The following is a 16082-nucleotide window of genomic DNA, read 5'->3' on the forward strand; positions in this document are numbered from 1 at the left end:
TTGAGCGGTTATTAAAGAAAATGAAAATAGTAATAACCGGAGGAATACCATGAATGAAAGAATAGCTCTTTATCGAGATAAGATGAAAGTCTTTTGGAATAATCGCAAAAAAGGACAGAAAATAGCCCTTATCGCTGCTCCTCTTGCGGCTGTTCTAGTCATTAGTTTAGCATCTGTTTTCTTAAACAAGGATAAATTTGTCCCTCTTTATAGCAATCTATCGGCTCAAGAAACAGGACAAATCAAAGCAGAGCTTGATGCTAGAAGCGTTCCTTCAGAAATCTCTGATAACGGAACGACCATTTCGGTGCCTGAACAAAGCGTTGACTCGCTAAAAGTTGATTTAGCTGCACAAGGAATTCCTGATAGCGGAAGTATCGACTATTCGTTTTTTGGAAAAAATGCCAGCTTTGGTATGACAGATAACGAATTTGATGTGTTAAAACTCGATGCGATGCAAACTGAATTGGCTAACTTAATGAAAAACATTCAAGGAGTCAACGATGCAAAGGTAATGATTACCCTTCCCAATGAAAGCGTATGGGCGAATGAAAAGCAGGGAGAAGCCTCTGCATCGATTGTGCTAAATACAAAGGCTGGTTATAAATTTGATGATCAGCAAATTAAATCTCTTTATCATTTAGTATCCAAAAGTGTGCCAAATCTTCCTACAGATAATATCGTCATCATGAACCAATATTTTGAGTACTTTGATTTAAAAGGTAACGAAACGAATTCAGCTTCTAGCTCATTTGCTTCGCAGAACGAAGCGAAGAAAGAAGTTGAGCGAGATATTCAGCGTCAAGTACAGCAAATGCTAGGAAGACTGGTCGGTCAAGACAAAGTAATGGTCTCTGTTACAGCAGATCTTGATTTTACACAGGAAAATCGCGAAGAAAAGCTAGTAGAGCCTGTTGATAAAGATAATATGCAAGGAATAGCCGTTAGCGCTGAAAAAATTAATGAAACATTTTCTGGTAAAAACGCTCAAGATGGAGGCGTTGCTGGAACAGGAGAAGAAGATACAACAAATTATTCATCTAGCACAGCAAGTGGAGACGGAGACTACGAAAAAAACGAGGAGCGAATTAATTATGAAGTGAATCGAATTCATAAAGAAATCGTCGAAAGTCCATACAAAATTCAAGACCTTGGCATTCAAGTAATGATAGATCCGTCCAATGCAAAAGGGAAATCACAAGTTTCCGATACGCTTGAGTCAGACGTTCAAAAAATGTTAGGTACAATTGTCCGTACTTCTATTTCAAAAGATGCAAATACGAAAGCTCTCTCGGATAACGCGGTCAGCGATAAGATTACCGTTTCCGTTCAGCCGTTTAATGGACAAGAAACAGCTGACGACACATCAAGTTCGATTCCATTATGGATGTATATAATCGGAGGAGCACTGCTGCTTGTTATTGTGGTTCTTATTGTCCTGTTGGTTAGGAAAAGGCGTCAAAACTTAGATGAAGAGGAATATGATGAAGGGTATGATGAAACGTTTGAAGCATATGAAGCGGCACAAAAAGCTCCTGTTTTAAGTGCTGAACAGCAAACAAAAAGCAATCTTGAAACGTTAGCGAAGCAAGACCCAGAAGAGTTTGCAAAACTGCTGCGAACATGGATTAGTGAGGATTAGGAGGAAAGCTAATGGTAAAGGCTATGCAAAAAAATGAGTTAACTGGAAAGCAAAAAGCAGCAATTTTGTTGATTTCTCTCGGTCCAGATGTATCAGCTTCTATCTATAAACATCTCAGTGAAGATGAAATTGAGCAACTAACGCTTGAAATTTCTTCAGTGAGAAAGTTGGAGCCGTCTCTAAAAGAAGCTGTGCTTCATGAGTTTGAACAAATAACGCTTGCTCAAAATTACCTTGAAAAAGGAGGAGTAAGCTATGCGAAACAGGTGTTAGAAAAAGCACTTGGACCAGAGCAGGCTATGATGATTATCAATCGATTAACTTCTTCTTTGCAAGTTCGTCCGTTTGACTTTGCCAGAAAAGCTGATCCTATGCAGTTGTTAAATTTTATTCAGCATGAGCATCCTCAGACGATTGCCCTTATTTTATCTTACTTAGAGCCGCCGCAGGCAGGACAAATCTTATCATCACTGCCTCAGGAAAGGCAAGCGGATATTGCAAGGCGGATTGCAACGATGGGAAGTACGTCTCCGGAAGTCATTAATGAAGTGGAGAAAATTTTAGAGAGAAAACTTTCTGCTACTGTTACCCAAGACTATACCCAAACAGGTGGTGTAGAAGCAGTAGTTGAAGTATTAAATGGAGTAGACCGAGCGACTGAAAAAATTATTATTGATACGCTTGAAATTCAAAATCCGGCATTAGCAGAAGAAATCAAACAGCGAATGTTTGTATTTGAGGATATTGTAACGCTCGATAACCGTTCTATTCAGCGTGTGATACGAGACGTAGAAAATGATGATTTATTGTTGAGCTTAAAAGTAGCAAGTGAAGAAGTGAAATCTATTATTTTTAAAAATATGTCTAGCCGTATGGTGGAAACGTTTAAAGAAGAAATGGAATTTATGGGCCCTGTGCGTTTGAAAGATGTAGAGGAAGCTCAGTCACGTATCGTTGCTGCAATTAGACGTTTAGAAGATGCTGGTGAAATTGTACTAGCTCGAGGTGGAGGAGACGATATTATTGTCTAATATCATTAAATCAACTTATACGAATAAACTTTCAGATGAAAACGCTAAGCACATTCAAGTCATTCCATTTGGTTTTCCGATACAAGATGAATTGGCAGAAGAACATCTTCAGCAAGAAAATGCACAGCACGTTATTGAACAAGCGCATAGTGAAGCTGAAATGATAAAGGTCGAGGCAGACGCTTACCGCAAACAAGCTCGAAACGAAGTTGAACGTTTGAAAAAGCAGTGGGAAGAAGAGAAGGTGCTGCTATTTCAACAAGAAAAAAAACGCGGATATGAAGAAGGGTACGAAGAAGGGCTGCTTCAAGGAAAACAAGAGTACGAACATGTATTAGCCGTATCCCGAAACATTGTTGACGAAACCAAGAACCAGTACTACGAATATATAAATCAATCTGAAGAAGTCATTTTTGAATTAGGTTTCATCCTGGCAGAAACGATTTTAAATGAGCAGCTTCAAAGAGATGAATCATTTTTATCGCTTGTTGCAAGGTCTTTAAAAGAAGTTAGAGAACATAAAGAAATCCAGCTTTTTGTTTCTCCGAAAAAATATGCATATGTATGTGAACATAAACGAGAACTGTTCGATTTACTAAACGGAGAAACCGGGCTGTTTATTTATGCAGATGAAAATCTTCAGGAAATGGATTGTGTCATCGATTCCTCTTATGGGCGTCTTGTTGCTTCTTTTGATAGTCAGTTAACGGAAATGAAGAAAAAATTAAAAGAACGTTTGTTAGAGGAGAGTAAACATGAAAGTCGCACAACTCATTTATGAAATCCCGCGCACATCTTCTTTTAAACGGTACGGGAAAGTCAGCCGAGTAGTAGGAATGATGATTGAATCTAAAGGACCTAGAACGTCAATAGGAGATGTTTGCTTTATTCATCTTAGTGAACGAGGAGATAAAATTCGTGCAGAAGTTGTTGGTTTTAACGGTGAGCACGTCGTTTTAATGCCTTATACGTCTGTTCGATATATCGGACCTGGCTGCCTAGTGGAAACAACCGAAAAACCTCTGCAGGTAAGCGTGGGGAAAGAGTTAATAGGTCAAGTGCTTGATTCCTTAGGGAATCCTTTAGATGGGTCTGAACTTTCTCATTATTTGCCGTTTGTTTTAACCGATCAAGAACCCCCTAATCCCTTAGAACGTCCGCCTATTGAACAGCCTATTGAAGTAGGTGTACGGACGATTGATAGTTTGTTAACCGTAGGTCGAGGACAGCGCATAGGTATTTTTGCAGGAAGCGGTGTTGGAAAAAGTACGCTGCTCGGGATGATTGCTCGTAATACAAAAGCAGATATTAACGTCATTGCCCTTGTAGGCGAGCGAGGAAGAGAAGTTAGAGAGTTTATTGAACGAGATCTTGGAGAGGAAGGGTTAAAGCGCTCCGTTGTAGTAGTTGCTACCTCGGATCAGCCTGCTCTACTGCGAATGAAAGCAGCATATACAGCTACTTCTATTGCTGAATACTTTCGAGATGAAGGGCTGAGCGTCATGATGATGATGGATTCTGTTACCCGTGTAGCAATGGCTCAGAGAGAAATTGGATTAGCCGTAGGTGAACCTCCCACTACCAAAGGTTATACACCATCTGTTTTTGCTAGCTTGCCAAGGCTGCTTGAACGTACAGGAACTAATCAACATGGATCTATTACTGCTTTTTACACTGTATTAGTAGACGGTGATGATATGAATGAACCTATTTCGGATACGGTGCGAGGCATTATAGACGGACATATTGTACTAGACCGGGAGCTGGCCAATAAAGGTCAATATCCGGCCATCAATGTCTTAAAAAGCGTTAGTCGCGTGATGAACCATATCGTAAGTGAACGGCATAAAGAAGCAGCTGAAAAACTGCGTTCATTAATGGCTACCTATGCTAATTCTGAAGACTTAATTAACATCGGTGCCTACAAAAGAGGATCTTCTGCTTACATTGATGAGGCAATCCACTATCATCCTGTCATTTATGCATTTTTAAAGCAAAAAACGAACGAACATCCATCATTTGAAACAAGTGTAACAAAGCTCTGTGAACTGTTTGTGAAAGGTGAGTAAATATGGCATATGAATTTAGGTTATCTAAAATAATGGCAATCAAGTCAAATGAAAAAGATGAACTGCTATCTCAATATAATCAATCCTTACAGCAGTTTGAAACAGCGGGTGAAAAGCTTTATAGAAAGTTAAAAGAAAAAGAAACGCTGATTGAACAGCATACGGGCAAAATGAAGCAGGGGCTTTCCATTTTAGAAATTACATCATTTCAGCAGTTTTTAACAAGTGCCGAACGAGTGATTGAAAGGCTGCAACAAGAGGTCATGTTTGCCAGACAGCAAATGAACTTAAAGAAACTGAAGCTAGAAGAAAAGAACATAGAAGTAAAGAAGTATGAAAAGTTAAAAAAGAGAGACTACGATTCTTATATAACAGCGGAAAAACAGTTAGAAGCGAAGCAAATGGATGAGCTGTCTTTACAGCAGTACATGCTGCATAGAAATTAGGTGAAAAACATGGCTAAACGAAAAGAATTAAGAGAAGAGTACGAAGAAGAAAATTATGAAGATGGGAAATCTTACAGTAAAAGCCAGGTGTTTTTATTTTTAATCTTTATTCCAGCGGTGTTCCTCATCTTGGCAGCTTACATTGTCCTGACACTTTTAGGCGTCAATGTGAATGATAAAGTTTCTGCTGTTACACACGCCATTCCATTTGTATCAAGTGAGCAGTCACAAAAAAATGAAAATATTCAAGAGAGTAATGAAGAAATACAAAAGCAGGTTGAGAGCCTTCAAAAGAAGCTGAGCACAAAAGAAAAGCAAGTTGCAGCTTATGAGAAAACGATCACTACAAAAGATCGTCAAATAGATGAACTAAAAATTGAAATGCGCGATATGGAAGAAAAAGCCGATGACGAAGCGAAAAAACAAAAGAACAATCGGCTGGCTAAAAAAGATGTCATTGCTACTTATGAAAATATGTCTCCTAAAAATGCAGCGCTCATTTTTGCCGAATTAAAAGAGGACAAAGCGGTGGCGATGCTTAAGCAATTCAAAGCAAGTACAAGAACGGCAATCTTAGAAAAAATGGATCCGAAAGTAGCTGCACGCTATACGACATTGTTAACAGATCAGATTGATGAATAAAAGCAGAGGTGAAAACAGTGGAAATTTCACTACGTCCAGCAGCTGCATCAAAGGTAAACTGCGATGAAAAAGCAGCTGCTAGTCAGACTCAGGGTTTTTTTGAAGAAATCGTTCAGCAGCTTAAGCAGCTAGATGTGCAGCCTTTAGCGTGCGGAGAGAAATCATGTGATGAACAAGCGGTAGATCAAGACGTCTTCAAGGCGGTTGGGTTAATGGCGATTCAGTTAAGCGAAACAGAAGATGAAGAAATTGAACCGTCTGTCTTATACGAACATCTAGCCGAAATGATCAGTAGTATTCCAAGTAGTCTAGATTTGGAACAGCCGCTTCTAAAGCTGCAGCACGTGTTAACAGAAATGCAGCATGAGCCTGTTTCATTTAAAACAGACAGTCAAGAACAATATTTGTCTTCTATTTCTAGCTTGTTGACTATATGTAAAAACACGTCGTCTGCGTTTCAAATAGAATTCGCTGAGCTGATGGGAGAACTACAAAAACCGAAGCTGCAGTCAGTGAAGCTTTCAGATTCGCAGCTTCAAGGCTTGCAGAAAGCTGCTGCTGAAAAAATAGAGAAAATTCATAAACAACCACGTGTATTAACCGATACCTTACATGAAAAGCGCTCAGCTGGTTTCTTCGCCGTTGTTCATGCGGCTCGAAAAAGTTCTGTAAGAGATAGGGCCGCTTTTCAGAACGATGAAAAAGTACCGCTTTTGAATCAGCTTCCATGGAAAAAAGATGTGGTTTTAGGTAACCCAAGTATAGATAGTGAAAGTTCTTTCACTGCTAAAACGGCCGGGGTGATGTTAGCAAATAACCCATCAGCTTTTGGAGCTGGTGAAATGCTTAAGATTCAAGAGTTTTCTATTGATCTAGGACAAGCAAACTCTCATCATCAACAGTCTGACAATCTGGTAAACGAGCTGCAAAAGGTATGGAGTAAAGCTTTGATCAGTACTGAAGAAGGAGCATCCAAGCTTTCCATTAAGTTGTTTCCAAAGCAGCTAGGTACGATTTCAATTGAAGTGTTTCAACAAGACAACGAAACGGTTGCACAAGTAGCTGCATCGTCAGCGAAAACAAAAGAGCTGTTAAATGCCGACCCTTTCAGTTTACGACAAGCTCTCGCGTCTCAGCATGTATCGGTTGCACAAGTGGATGCGGCGGACGTTCAAGCAGCTCCAGAAAGCTCTGTAACAGATATGACTGCTTTTGGTAAAAAAGAAAAAAGGCCGCAGTTTTCTATTGATTTAGGGAAAACGAAATCAGATTATGAACAGTCTAGCGATCTGGTAAACAAGCTGGAAAAAATATGGAATAAAGCTTCGATCAGTACTGAAGAGGGGGCATCCAAGCTTTTCGTTAAGTTATTGCCAAAGCAGCTAGGGACGATTTCAATTGAAGTGCTTCAACAAGAAAATGAAAGGGTTGCGCAGGTTGTAGTATCGTCAGCAAAAACAAAAGAGCTGTTAGATGCCAATCTTTTCAGAATACGGCAAGCTCTCGCGTCTCAGCATGTATCGGTTGAACAAGTGGATGTGGACGCTGTTCATACAGCTTCAGAAAGTTCTGTGAAAAATATGAATGCTTTTCCTAAAGAAGAAAAAGCACCGTTTTTTAATCAGCTTCTATGGAAAAAAGATGTGGTTGTACCCAGCGGAAGTATAGATACCAATAGCTTTTTGAAAAATAGTGAAAGTCCGGCAGATACACACACAACCGGGGCGCCAGTAGAGAATCAGCCATCATCCTTTGGAAGTGGAGAAATGCCTAAGCTTCAGCAGTTCTTTATTTATCTAGGGCAAGCAAAATCTGACTATCAGCAGTCTAGCAATTTGGTAAACGAGCTGCAAAAAATATGGAGTAAAGCTTCGCTCAGTACTGAAGAGGGAACATCCAAGCTTCTCATTAAGTTATTTCCAAAACAGCTAGGTGCGATTTCAATTGAAATGCTTCAGAAAGACAGTGAAACGGTTGCGCGAATTGTCGTATCGTCAGCAAAAACAAAAGAGTTATTGGACTCCAATCTTTCAACTTTGCGGCACGGTCTCGCGTCTCAGCATGTATCAATTGATAAAATCGATGTGCTACTGTCAGAACAAGCGATGTCGTATAACAATGAAAACGACCAGCAAAAAGAAAGACAGGACAAAGAAGCGTTTAAAAAAGAAGAGGAAGATCAAGATTCACAACAATTGGAAGAATCGGCATCCTTTCTATCTTCTTTTGAATCAGCGCTCATTAACTACAACGTATAGGTGATAACAATGACAAATGAAATTACGTCTGACTTGTATTTAAGCAATAGGGACACACAAGTGAAGCAAACGGGAAACAGCTCGCTTGGCAAAGATGACTTTTTGAAGCTTTTGATTGCTCAGCTTCAAAATCAAGATCCAATGAATCCAATGGAAGACAAAGACTTTATTGCTCAAATGGCTCAGTTTTCATCTCTTGAACAAATGACAAATATGAGCACAGCGCTCAATACGTTTGTAACGCAGTCTCAGGCTTCTCCTATTTTAAAAGGAAGCGAATTAATTGGTAAAACCGCTGCATGGTTAGATGAAGAAGGAAATAAAAAGCAAGGAGTCATTTCAACAGCATCCGTCAAAAACAATGAGGTATCGTTTACGATCAACGATGAAAATCATACGGTACTTTCGCTAAACGATATCTTAGAAGTAAGCAGTTAACCAACCAAATTTAAGGAGTGATTTTATGTTACGTTCGATGTATTCAGGAATCAGCGGCATGAAAAATTTTCAAACAAAATTAGATGTCCTAGGAAATAACATTGCCAATGTTAATACATACGGCTATAAAAAAGGACGTACAACGTTTCAAGATTTAGTAAGTCAGCAGGTAGCAGGAGCGACGGCACCGGGAGCTAACCGTGGAGGTGTTAATGCTAAACAAGTCGGGTTAGGTTCACAGATTGGCACGATTGATACAGTTCAAACGGCAGGAAGCATTCAGTCAACGGGACGTCCGCTAGATTTAGCTATTTCTGGTGACGGCTATTTTGTTGTAAATGATGGAAGCACAAATTATTACACAAGAGCAGGGAATTTTTATTTGGATAGCAGCGGTAATTTGGTAACGGGTGATGGACTGTACGTACAAAAAACTGGAGGAGGGAATATTAATATTCCTTCAACAAGTAAGAGCTACAGTATAGGAGCAAATGGGAAGGTTAATATCATAGATGCTAACGGAAATATAACTCCAAATACACCAACAATTGAACTTGCTAAATTTGCAAATAGTGAAGGACTCCAAAAGGCAGGAGGAAATTTATTTACTCAAAGCGTAAACTCAGGAAATCCTTTGCTAGGAGCTCCAGGAGCCAACGGTACAGGAACCTTCGTCTCAAGCGCCCTTGAAATGTCCAACGTTGATTTATCCGAGGAATTCACGGACATGATTGTTGCACAGCGCGGTTTTCAAGCGAATACAAGAATTATCACAACATCCGATGAAATACTGCAAGAATTAGTGAATCTAAAACGATAGGTGGGAGGAAGGAGTAGGTATTACTCCGGTTGATTATGATCACTTTAACGAAGCTAAACGGCAAAACATTTACGTTAAATGCTCTTTACATCGAGCAGGTTGAGGCATTTCCCGATACAACTATTACGCTAACAAATAACAAAAAGCTAGTGGTAAAGGATTCAGTTGAAGAAGTGAATGAGAAAGTGACGAGTTATTATCAGCGAATTAACGTATTAGGACTGCAGCAAACGACGGAGGAATAAAGTGTGTTCAAAAATAAGCTAATTAGTAAGATGATTATTATCCTGCTTTCTCTTACTTTAATAGGAAGCATTGCAGTTATTGTGACGTTAAAGTATACGGAGCAGGCCACTACTGAAAAAGGTCCATCTATCGACGATGTGATTAAAGCTTCTGTAGATGTAACGGATATTAAAACCAATTTAAAAAGCAATAACTACATCAGCATCTCCTTTAAAATTCAAATGGATAGTAAAAAAGCGGCAGCAGAGCTTCAAAAAAGAGACTTTCAAGTAAGAGACATTATTATCAAACGGCTCTCAGATATGAGTGCTCAAGATTTTGAAGGAACGCAAGGGCTCAGCACGTTAGAAACAGATATTGCAAAGCAAATTGATCAATTAATGGAAAACGGACATGTTGTTAAAATTTATACAACGTCTAAAGTGTTGCAGTAAAGAAAAAGGGAGGGAAGCTAGTGGCTGGGGATGTATTATCACAAAATGAAATTGATGCCCTGTTATCCGCGTTATCAACCGGAGAGATGGATGCAGATGAGCTAAAAAAAGAAAATAAAAAACAGCGCATTCGTACATATGATTTTAAACGCGCGCTGCGTTTTTCAAAAGATCAGATTCGCAGTTTGACGCGAATTCATGAAAATTATGCGCGTATGCTAATCAACGTCTTTTCGGCGCAGCTTCGTAACGTTGTCCAAGTGTCCGTTGTATCAGTGGATCAAATTCCGTATGAGGAGTTCATTCGCTCTGTTCCGAAAGTAACCATCTTAAATGTGATAGCTGTCCCTCCTTTAGAAGGGCATATCATTATGGAAGTCAATCCGAACATTGCTTATGCGATGCTTGACCGCTTGCTCGGGGGACAAGGTGAGAGCGGTGGGGAAATTAGTAACTTAACGGAAATTGAAACGAGCTTGGTTCGAAACTTGTTAGAGAAAACGTTAGATAGTATGAGAGAAGCTTGGAGTTCTATTGCGGAAATTGAACCTGAAACATCAGAGTTTGAAGTGAATCCTCAGTTTTTGCAGGTGATTTCACCAAATGAAATTGTCATCGTCATTTCATTAAACGTACAAATTGGAGATGAAACGGGCATGATCAATCTATGTATTCCGCACGTGACGCTTGAGCCTATCGTGTCCAAACTGTCCGTTCATTACTGGATGCAATCTTCGAAAAAAGAACCTAATGTAGAAGAGGTTGAGCAGCTAAAGGAACAAATCAATGATGCGGAATTGCAGGTTGTAGCCGAGCTAGGAAAAGCGGATATTTCAATTGAAGATTTCCTAGCATTAGATGCAGGAGATGTTATTCGACTGCAAACAAGCGTTCATAATCCGTTAACTATTTACGTCGGAGAACAGCCTAAATTTATTGCACAGCCTGGAAAAGTCAGTCGAAAAGTAGCTGTGCAAATTCTAGATGATGTTAAGAGGAGGAACGAAAGGAATGAACGATGACATGCTTTCACAAGATGAAATTGACGCGTTGTTAAAAGGAACTTCTTCACTTGACGAGTTTTCAGATCCGAATAAGTCAAGTCAAGTAGACGATTACTTTACGGAAATGGAAAAAGACGCGCTTGGCGAAATTGGAAATATTTCGTTTGGCAGTTCAGCAACAGCGCTATCGGCTTTATTGAATCAAAAAGTCGATATTACCACACCGTTTGTATCGCTCGTATATAAAGAAGAGCTGACGGATGAATTTCCAAATCCTCATGTCGCTGTGCAAGTTCAGTATACAGAAGGCTTTTCTGGTACGAATTTGTTAGTTATTAAACATGAAGATGCAGCTGTTATTTCAGATTTGATGCTTGGTGGAACGGGTGAGAATCCGACGGGAATTATGGATGAAATTAAGCTGAGTGCAGTGCAGGAAGCGATGAATCAAATGATGGGTTCTGCAGCGACGTCTATGTCTACGGTATTTCAAAAGAAAATTGATATCTCTCCGCCGAGCTTAGATATTTTAAATATTCAAAAAGGAGAAGGTACAGAGCTGATTCCACAAGATGACGTCTTTGTAAAAGTCTCTTTTAATTTGAAGGTAGGCACATTAATCGATTCGAATATTATGCAGCTTTTATCGATATCTTTTGCCAAAAGTTTGGTCGAAGAGCTCTTAGTTCCAAGCGCAGAAGGTACGGCAGCTTCTATTGAAAAAGAATCAGATCTTAACGAAAAGCAAACAGAACAGCCAGCAGCTGAATACATACAGCATGAAGAAACACAGCAGGCAGAACCTGTTCATGTACCAGTTGATGTTCAGCCAGCAGCGTTTTCAGAGTTCGAGCACGTGTCTTCTCCTCAAGGGGATTCACGAAATTTAGACATGCTGCTTGATATCCCGCTTCAAGTAACCGTGGAGCTTGGAAGGACTAAGCGAACGGTTCAAGAGATTTTAGCATTATCTTCTGGTTCAATCATTGAACTTGATAAACTAGCAGGCGAACCGGTAGATATCTTGATTAATAGCAAATTAATTGCAAAAGGTGAAGTGGTCGTCATTGACGAGAATTTTGGCGTTCGCGTAACTGATATTATTAGTCAAAGAGACCGTATTAACAAACTAAAGTAATGATTTTTAGGAGGAGTAGAGATGGGAAACCGAATTTTAATTGTAGATGATGCTGCATTCATGCGCATGATGATCAAAGATATTTTAACGAAAAACGGATATGAAGTAGTAGCGGAAGCGGCAGATGGCCAGCAGGCTGTGGAGTTATTTAAAGAGCATACACCAGATCTTGTCACAATGGATATTACGATGCCTGAAATGGACGGAATTACGGCCTTAAAAGAAATTAAAAACATAAAAAGTGATGCTAAGGTGATTATGTGTTCAGCTATGGGACAGCAAGCAATGGTGATTGATGCCATTCAAGCAGGGGCAAAAGACTTTATCGTTAAACCGTTTCAAGCAGATCGTGTAGTAGAGGCAATTTCAAAAGCAATTGGATAAACAACAGATTGGCGGGACTTTCCCGCTAATCTTACACTATGTTGAAGTAAGAGGTGGCAGACATTGCTGCGAAAGTTCGTAATTGCTGCGCTGTTGATAAGCGTATTAGCAGGATCAAATCAAATCGTCTATGCAGAAAGTGGATCTGCATCGGTAAAAGAATGTTTGGAAAAAACGGAGAAGTGTTCAGAGAGTGAGAGTGCTGATTCGAAAGAAAAAACTGAACTCCAGGGGACGCCTGCGCTTTCAGCTGGAGATATCGTGAAGATGATATTCGCGTTTTTACTTGTAATTGGTCTGCTTTTTGCGCTCTTAAAATTTGTTAATAAAAAAGGAAGGCTGCTTCAAAAAAATAAAATAGTACAAAACTTGGGCGGTACAAATGTTGGAAGCAGCAAATCTGTACAAGTAGTCAAAGTTGGAGATCAGCTTTTAATCATTGGAGTCGGTGAAAATGTGCAGCTTCTTTCAGAAATTACAGGAAAAGAGAAACAGCAGCTGCTCACGCAGTATGAGGAACAACAGAAAAACGAGGGCGAATATAAAGTCGTACTACCTTCTTTTTTAGAAAAATTGACTTCTAAAAAAGAAGAGAAATCTAGTCATTCTTTTCAGCAGCTTTTTCAGCGAGAAATGAATGAAATGAAAATAAAAAGGCAAAACGCACTGAAAGAGTTAGAAAGGAACAAAAAGAACGATGAATGAAGTGATGAATCTCTTTAACTCGAGCAGTCCTACAAATGTTTCAACTTCTGTCCAGCTTTTGCTGCTGCTGACGGTGTTTTCGGTAGCTCCTGGAATTTTAATCATGATGACCTGCTTTACACGAATTGTCATTGTGCTTTCATTTGTACGTACGTCGCTTGGGACACAGCAAATGCCTCCTAATCAAATATTAGTTGGGTTATCGCTGTTTTTAACATTTTTTATTATGGCGCCAACTTTTTCTCAGGTAAATGAACAGGCGCTTCAGCCCCTTTTAAAAGAAAAAATCACGTTGAATCAAGCCTATAAAAAAGCAGCTGAACCAATGAAAGAATTTATGAGTGCTCATACAAGACAAAAAGATTTAGCTCTTTTTTTAGAATATGCGGATATAGATAAACCATCCTCTGTTCAAGATATTCCCTTAACTGCGCTCGTTCCAGCTTATGCGATCAGTGAGCTAAAGACGGCATTTCAAATTGGATTTATGATTTTTATTCCTTTTCTCATTATCGATATGATTATAGCAAGCGTGCTGATGTCTATGGGAATGATGATGCTTCCTCCCGTTATGATTTCGCTCCCGTTTAAAATTTTACTATTTGTACTGGTTGACGGCTGGAATTTAGTTGTTAAATCATTATTAATAAGTTTTCAATAGGTGGTAGACAATGAATGGAGAATTTGTCATTTCGTTAGCAGAAAAAGGCGTGTATACGATTTTAATTGTATCTGGTCCTTTATTACTGCTGGCCCTTGTAGTCGGGCTCATTATTAGTATTTTTCAAGCAACTACCCAAATTCAAGAGCAAACTCTTGCTTTTGTTCCTAAGATTGTAGCGGTCTTAGTAGGGATTGTATTTTTTGGTCCGTGGATGTTATCGAAAATGATTTCATTTACATATGAAATTTTTTCAAATCTGTATCGGTACGTAGGATAGCTATGAGTCAGTTGATCTTATCCTATCCCGCGTTTTTACTAGTATTAGTGCGGGTAACGTCTTTTTTTATCACGGTTCCGCTATTTTCATACAAAACGATTCCTGCAGTTCATAAGGTAGGTTTGTCTGCCTCGCTATCCGTCATTATTGCGACAACGATTGATTTACCCGTCGTTTCGTTAGATGCACAGTTTGTACTTTTAGTAGTAAAAGAATGTGCTGTTGGGTTGTTTATTGGTTTGACTGCGTATGTATTTATTATGGCTATTCAAATTGCCGGAGGTCTCATCGATTTTCAAATTGGGTTTGCCATTGCCAATGTAATAGACCCGCAGACAGGGGCGCAAAGTCCGATACTAGGTCAATATTTATATGTATTTGCTCTTCTATTTTTATTATCGACCAATGGACATCATTTATTAATAGATGGCATTTATAATAGTTATTTAATTATTCCGTTAGACAAAGTAGCTTTCCCTGTTGGAAGCCAAGCATTTGCTACACACATCATAACTGTTTTTTCATCGATGTTTTTAGTAGCTGTTCAAATGTCTTTGCCTTTGGTTGGTTCATTATTTTTAGTCGATATCGCGCTTGGCATCGTTGCGAGAACGGTTCCGCAGTTAAATATTTTCGTAGTGGGATTTCCCGTGAAAATCATCGTTGCCTTTATTTTACTAATGGCAGTGATGGGGAGCATGTTTTATATGATGCAAATCATATTTGAACAAATGATAGAAGCGATGCGCGCGATGATCCGCATATTAGGAGGGGGGTAGCTTTGTTTTTAGTAAAAGTTGATTTGCAATTTTTTGCAGGAGAAAAAACGGAAAAAGCTACACCTAAAAAAAAGCAGGACTCTCGAAAAAAAGGACAGGTAGCTAAAAGTCAAGACGTTACCACTGCGCTCATTCTTTTAATGGTTTTTCTTTATTTTTTGTTTGGAGCCAAACAATTTTTACAGCAAATGATGAAGCTGTTAAGAGAAGCTTTTCAAACGTATATGCTTGAGGAAGTGACGGCAGAGCGCGTATTTGCGATGTTTAAGCATCTTCTTCCTTCAATTGCTCTTGCAGCGGGTCCTGTCATGCTCGCAGCTTTTGTTGCTGCGCTCGGAGCGAATTATATGCAGGTTGGCATTCTTTTTTCCACGGAGTCCCTTCAGCCTAAGTTAGAAAAGATTAACCCTATTAGCGGAGCCAAACGGATTTTTGCCGTGAGAGCGCTGGTAGAACTAATCAAGTCAACGCTGAAAATTATGTGTATCGGAGCCGTCACGTTTTTTATCTTATGGATTCACATAGAAGATGTATTAAATTTATCTCAAAAAAGTATAGGGGACTCGCTGGTTGTTCTGTCTAAGCTTGTTTTTCAAATGGGGCTTGCAGCCTCGCTTATGCTTTTATTTTTATCGCTGCTTGATTATTTGTACCAAAAGTTTGATTTCGAGAAAAATATCCGAATGTCAAAGCAAGATATCAAAGATGAACATAAAAACATTGAAGGAGATCCTCTAATCAAATCAAAAATAAAGCAAAAGCAGCGGGAAATGGCAATGTCTCGCATGATGCAAGAAGTTCCAAAAGCAGATGTCGTCATTACAAACCCTACTCATTATGCCATTGCTTTAAAATATGATGAAGAAAAAATGGATGCTCCCTATGTTGTAGCCAGCGGCGTAGATTTTATTGCTCAAAAGATTAAAGGAATTGCCAAAAGTCATGAAATTATCATGGTAGAGAACCGCCCGCTGGCAAGAGCGCTTTTTGATCAAACCAAAGTAGGGGATGCGGTTCCAGAAGAGTTTTTTAAAGCGGTGGCTGAAATATTAGCTTACGTATACCGCATTCAAAATAAAATGTAACGTTAAGCTATTGTAAGGAG

19 protein-coding genes are annotated in these 16082 nt (G+C 39.2%); all 19 read left to right on the forward strand.

Going from position 1 to position 16082, the window contains the following annotated elements; genetic code table 11:
* Positions 1-49: 49 nt before the first annotated feature.
* The 19 genes from fliF to flhB all read left to right on the forward strand — a co-directional run bounded on the left by fliF (position 50) and on the right by flhB (position 16062).
* On the forward strand, positions 50-1642 hold the full coding sequence (gene fliF / locus SB717_RS09490) for a flagellar basal-body MS-ring/collar protein FliF (RefSeq protein ID WP_410903610.1): 1593 nt from the start codon (positions 50-52) through the stop codon (positions 1640-1642).
* 11 nt (positions 1643-1653) lie between these two features.
* Positions 1654-2673, forward strand: coding sequence for a flagellar motor switch protein FliG (gene fliG, locus SB717_RS09495; protein WP_410903611.1), 1020 nt, complete (start codon positions 1654-1656; stop codon positions 2671-2673).
* A complete protein-coding gene (gene fliH / locus SB717_RS09500) occupies positions 2666-3454 on the forward strand; it encodes a flagellar assembly protein FliH (RefSeq protein WP_410903612.1) in 789 nt (262 codons plus the stop codon). The genes fliG and fliH overlap by 8 nt, the downstream gene beginning before the upstream one ends.
* Entirely contained in the window at positions 3429-4742 is a 1314-nt protein-coding gene (fliI, locus tag SB717_RS09505; protein WP_074677285.1) for a flagellar protein export ATPase FliI, read from the forward strand. The genes fliH and fliI overlap by 26 nt, the downstream gene beginning before the upstream one ends.
* Positions 4743-4744: 2 nt before the next feature.
* Positions 4745-5188 carry a flagellar export protein FliJ gene (gene fliJ / locus SB717_RS09510; RefSeq protein ID WP_410903613.1) on the forward strand — a complete coding sequence of 148 codons (444 nt, stop codon included), beginning with the start codon at positions 4745-4747 and terminating at the stop codon, positions 5186-5188.
* A 9-nt stretch (positions 5189-5197) separates the two neighbouring features.
* Complete coding sequence (locus SB717_RS09515; protein WP_410903614.1) at positions 5198-5830, forward strand: MotE family protein; 633 nt, start codon at positions 5198-5200, stop codon at positions 5828-5830.
* Between the two features lie 17 nt (positions 5831-5847).
* Positions 5848-8088, forward strand: a complete 2241-nt coding sequence (locus SB717_RS09520) for a flagellar hook-length control protein FliK (RefSeq protein WP_410903615.1) — start codon at positions 5848-5850, stop codon at positions 8086-8088.
* 9 nt (positions 8089-8097) lie between these two features.
* The gene (gene flgD / locus SB717_RS09525; protein WP_410903616.1) at positions 8098-8526 is read left to right on the forward strand and encodes a flagellar hook assembly protein FlgD; all 429 of its coding nucleotides are present in this window, start codon (positions 8098-8100) and stop codon (positions 8524-8526) included.
* Positions 8527-8551: 25 nt separating this feature from the next.
* Positions 8552-9346, forward strand: a complete 795-nt coding sequence (flgG, locus tag SB717_RS09530) for a flagellar basal body rod protein FlgG (RefSeq protein ID WP_410903617.1) — start codon at positions 8552-8554, stop codon at positions 9344-9346.
* A 35-nt stretch (positions 9347-9381) separates the two neighbouring features.
* A complete protein-coding gene (locus SB717_RS09535) occupies positions 9382-9591 on the forward strand; it encodes a flagellar FlbD family protein (protein WP_098433307.1) in 210 nt (69 codons plus the stop codon).
* 3 nt (positions 9592-9594) lie between these two features.
* Complete coding sequence (fliL, locus tag SB717_RS09540; RefSeq protein ID WP_029715053.1) at positions 9595-10026, forward strand: flagellar basal body-associated protein FliL; 432 nt, start codon at positions 9595-9597, stop codon at positions 10024-10026.
* 20 nt (positions 10027-10046) lie between these two features.
* Positions 10047-11048: a flagellar motor switch protein FliM gene (gene fliM / locus SB717_RS09545; protein WP_274447539.1), complete on the forward strand. Its 1002-nt coding sequence runs from the start codon at positions 10047-10049 to the stop codon at positions 11046-11048.
* Positions 11038-12168 (forward strand): flagellar motor switch phosphatase FliY, encoded by a 1131-nt coding sequence (gene fliY, locus SB717_RS09550; RefSeq protein ID WP_410903618.1) that lies wholly within the window; start codon positions 11038-11040, stop codon positions 12166-12168. The genes fliM and fliY overlap by 11 nt, the downstream gene beginning before the upstream one ends.
* 21 nt (positions 12169-12189) lie before the next feature.
* On the forward strand, positions 12190-12552 hold the full coding sequence (locus SB717_RS09555; RefSeq protein ID WP_045290124.1) for a response regulator: 363 nt from the start codon (positions 12190-12192) through the stop codon (positions 12550-12552).
* 63 nt (positions 12553-12615) lie between these two features.
* Positions 12616-13257 (forward strand): flagellar biosynthetic protein FliO, encoded by a 642-nt coding sequence (locus SB717_RS09560; RefSeq protein ID WP_410903619.1) that lies wholly within the window; start codon positions 12616-12618, stop codon positions 13255-13257.
* Entirely contained in the window at positions 13250-13918 is a 669-nt protein-coding gene (gene fliP / locus SB717_RS09565) for a flagellar type III secretion system pore protein FliP (protein ID WP_098622938.1), read from the forward strand. The genes SB717_RS09560 and fliP overlap by 8 nt, the downstream gene beginning before the upstream one ends.
* Before the next feature lie 10 nt (positions 13919-13928).
* A complete protein-coding gene (gene fliQ / locus SB717_RS09570; RefSeq protein WP_016765390.1) occupies positions 13929-14198 on the forward strand; it encodes a flagellar biosynthesis protein FliQ in 270 nt (89 codons plus the stop codon).
* Between the two features lie 2 nt (positions 14199-14200).
* Positions 14201-14977 (forward strand): flagellar biosynthetic protein FliR, encoded by a 777-nt coding sequence (fliR, locus tag SB717_RS09575; protein ID WP_098622939.1) that lies wholly within the window; start codon positions 14201-14203, stop codon positions 14975-14977.
* Between the two features lie 2 nt (positions 14978-14979).
* Positions 14980-16062 (forward strand): flagellar biosynthesis protein FlhB, encoded by a 1083-nt coding sequence (gene flhB / locus SB717_RS09580; RefSeq protein WP_098622940.1) that lies wholly within the window; start codon positions 14980-14982, stop codon positions 16060-16062.
* Positions 16063-16082 lie beyond the last annotated feature (20 nt).

Origin of the sequence: Priestia sp. SIMBA_032 (assembly GCF_046535215.1) — a bacterium.
GTDB classification, from domain to species: domain Bacteria; phylum Bacillota; class Bacilli; order Bacillales; family Bacillaceae_H; genus Priestia; species Priestia aryabhattai.

Excerpts from the sequence above, each read along its gene's own strand:
- fliY (WP_410903618.1), top strand. The coding sequence starts at position 11,038 with ATGAACGATGACATGCTTTCACAAGATGAAATTGACGCGTTGTTAAAA.
- flgD (WP_410903616.1), top strand. The coding sequence starts at position 8,098 with ATGACAAATGAAATTACGTCTGACTTGTATTTAAGCAATAGGGACACA.
- fliI (WP_074677285.1), top strand. The coding sequence starts at position 3,429 with ATGAAAGTCGCACAACTCATTTATGAAATCCCGCGCACATCTTCTTTT.
- fliG (WP_410903611.1), top strand. The coding sequence starts at position 1,654 with ATGGTAAAGGCTATGCAAAAAAATGAGTTAACTGGAAAGCAAAAAGCA.
- fliQ (WP_016765390.1), top strand. The coding sequence starts at position 13,929 with ATGAATGGAGAATTTGTCATTTCGTTAGCAGAAAAAGGCGTGTATACG.
- fliR (WP_098622939.1), top strand. The coding sequence starts at position 14,201 with ATGAGTCAGTTGATCTTATCCTATCCCGCGTTTTTACTAGTATTAGTG.
- fliP (WP_098622938.1), top strand. The coding sequence starts at position 13,250 with ATGAATGAAGTGATGAATCTCTTTAACTCGAGCAGTCCTACAAATGTT.
- SB717_RS09535 (WP_098433307.1), top strand. The coding sequence starts at position 9,382 with ATGATCACTTTAACGAAGCTAAACGGCAAAACATTTACGTTAAATGCT.
- fliJ (WP_410903613.1), top strand. The coding sequence starts at position 4,745 with ATGGCATATGAATTTAGGTTATCTAAAATAATGGCAATCAAGTCAAAT.
- fliF (WP_410903610.1), top strand. The coding sequence starts at position 50 with ATGAATGAAAGAATAGCTCTTTATCGAGATAAGATGAAAGTCTTTTGG.
- SB717_RS09555 (WP_045290124.1), top strand. The coding sequence starts at position 12,190 with ATGGGAAACCGAATTTTAATTGTAGATGATGCTGCATTCATGCGCATG.
- SB717_RS09515 (WP_410903614.1), top strand. The coding sequence starts at position 5,198 with ATGGCTAAACGAAAAGAATTAAGAGAAGAGTACGAAGAAGAAAATTAT.
- flgG (WP_410903617.1), top strand. The coding sequence starts at position 8,552 with ATGTTACGTTCGATGTATTCAGGAATCAGCGGCATGAAAAATTTTCAA.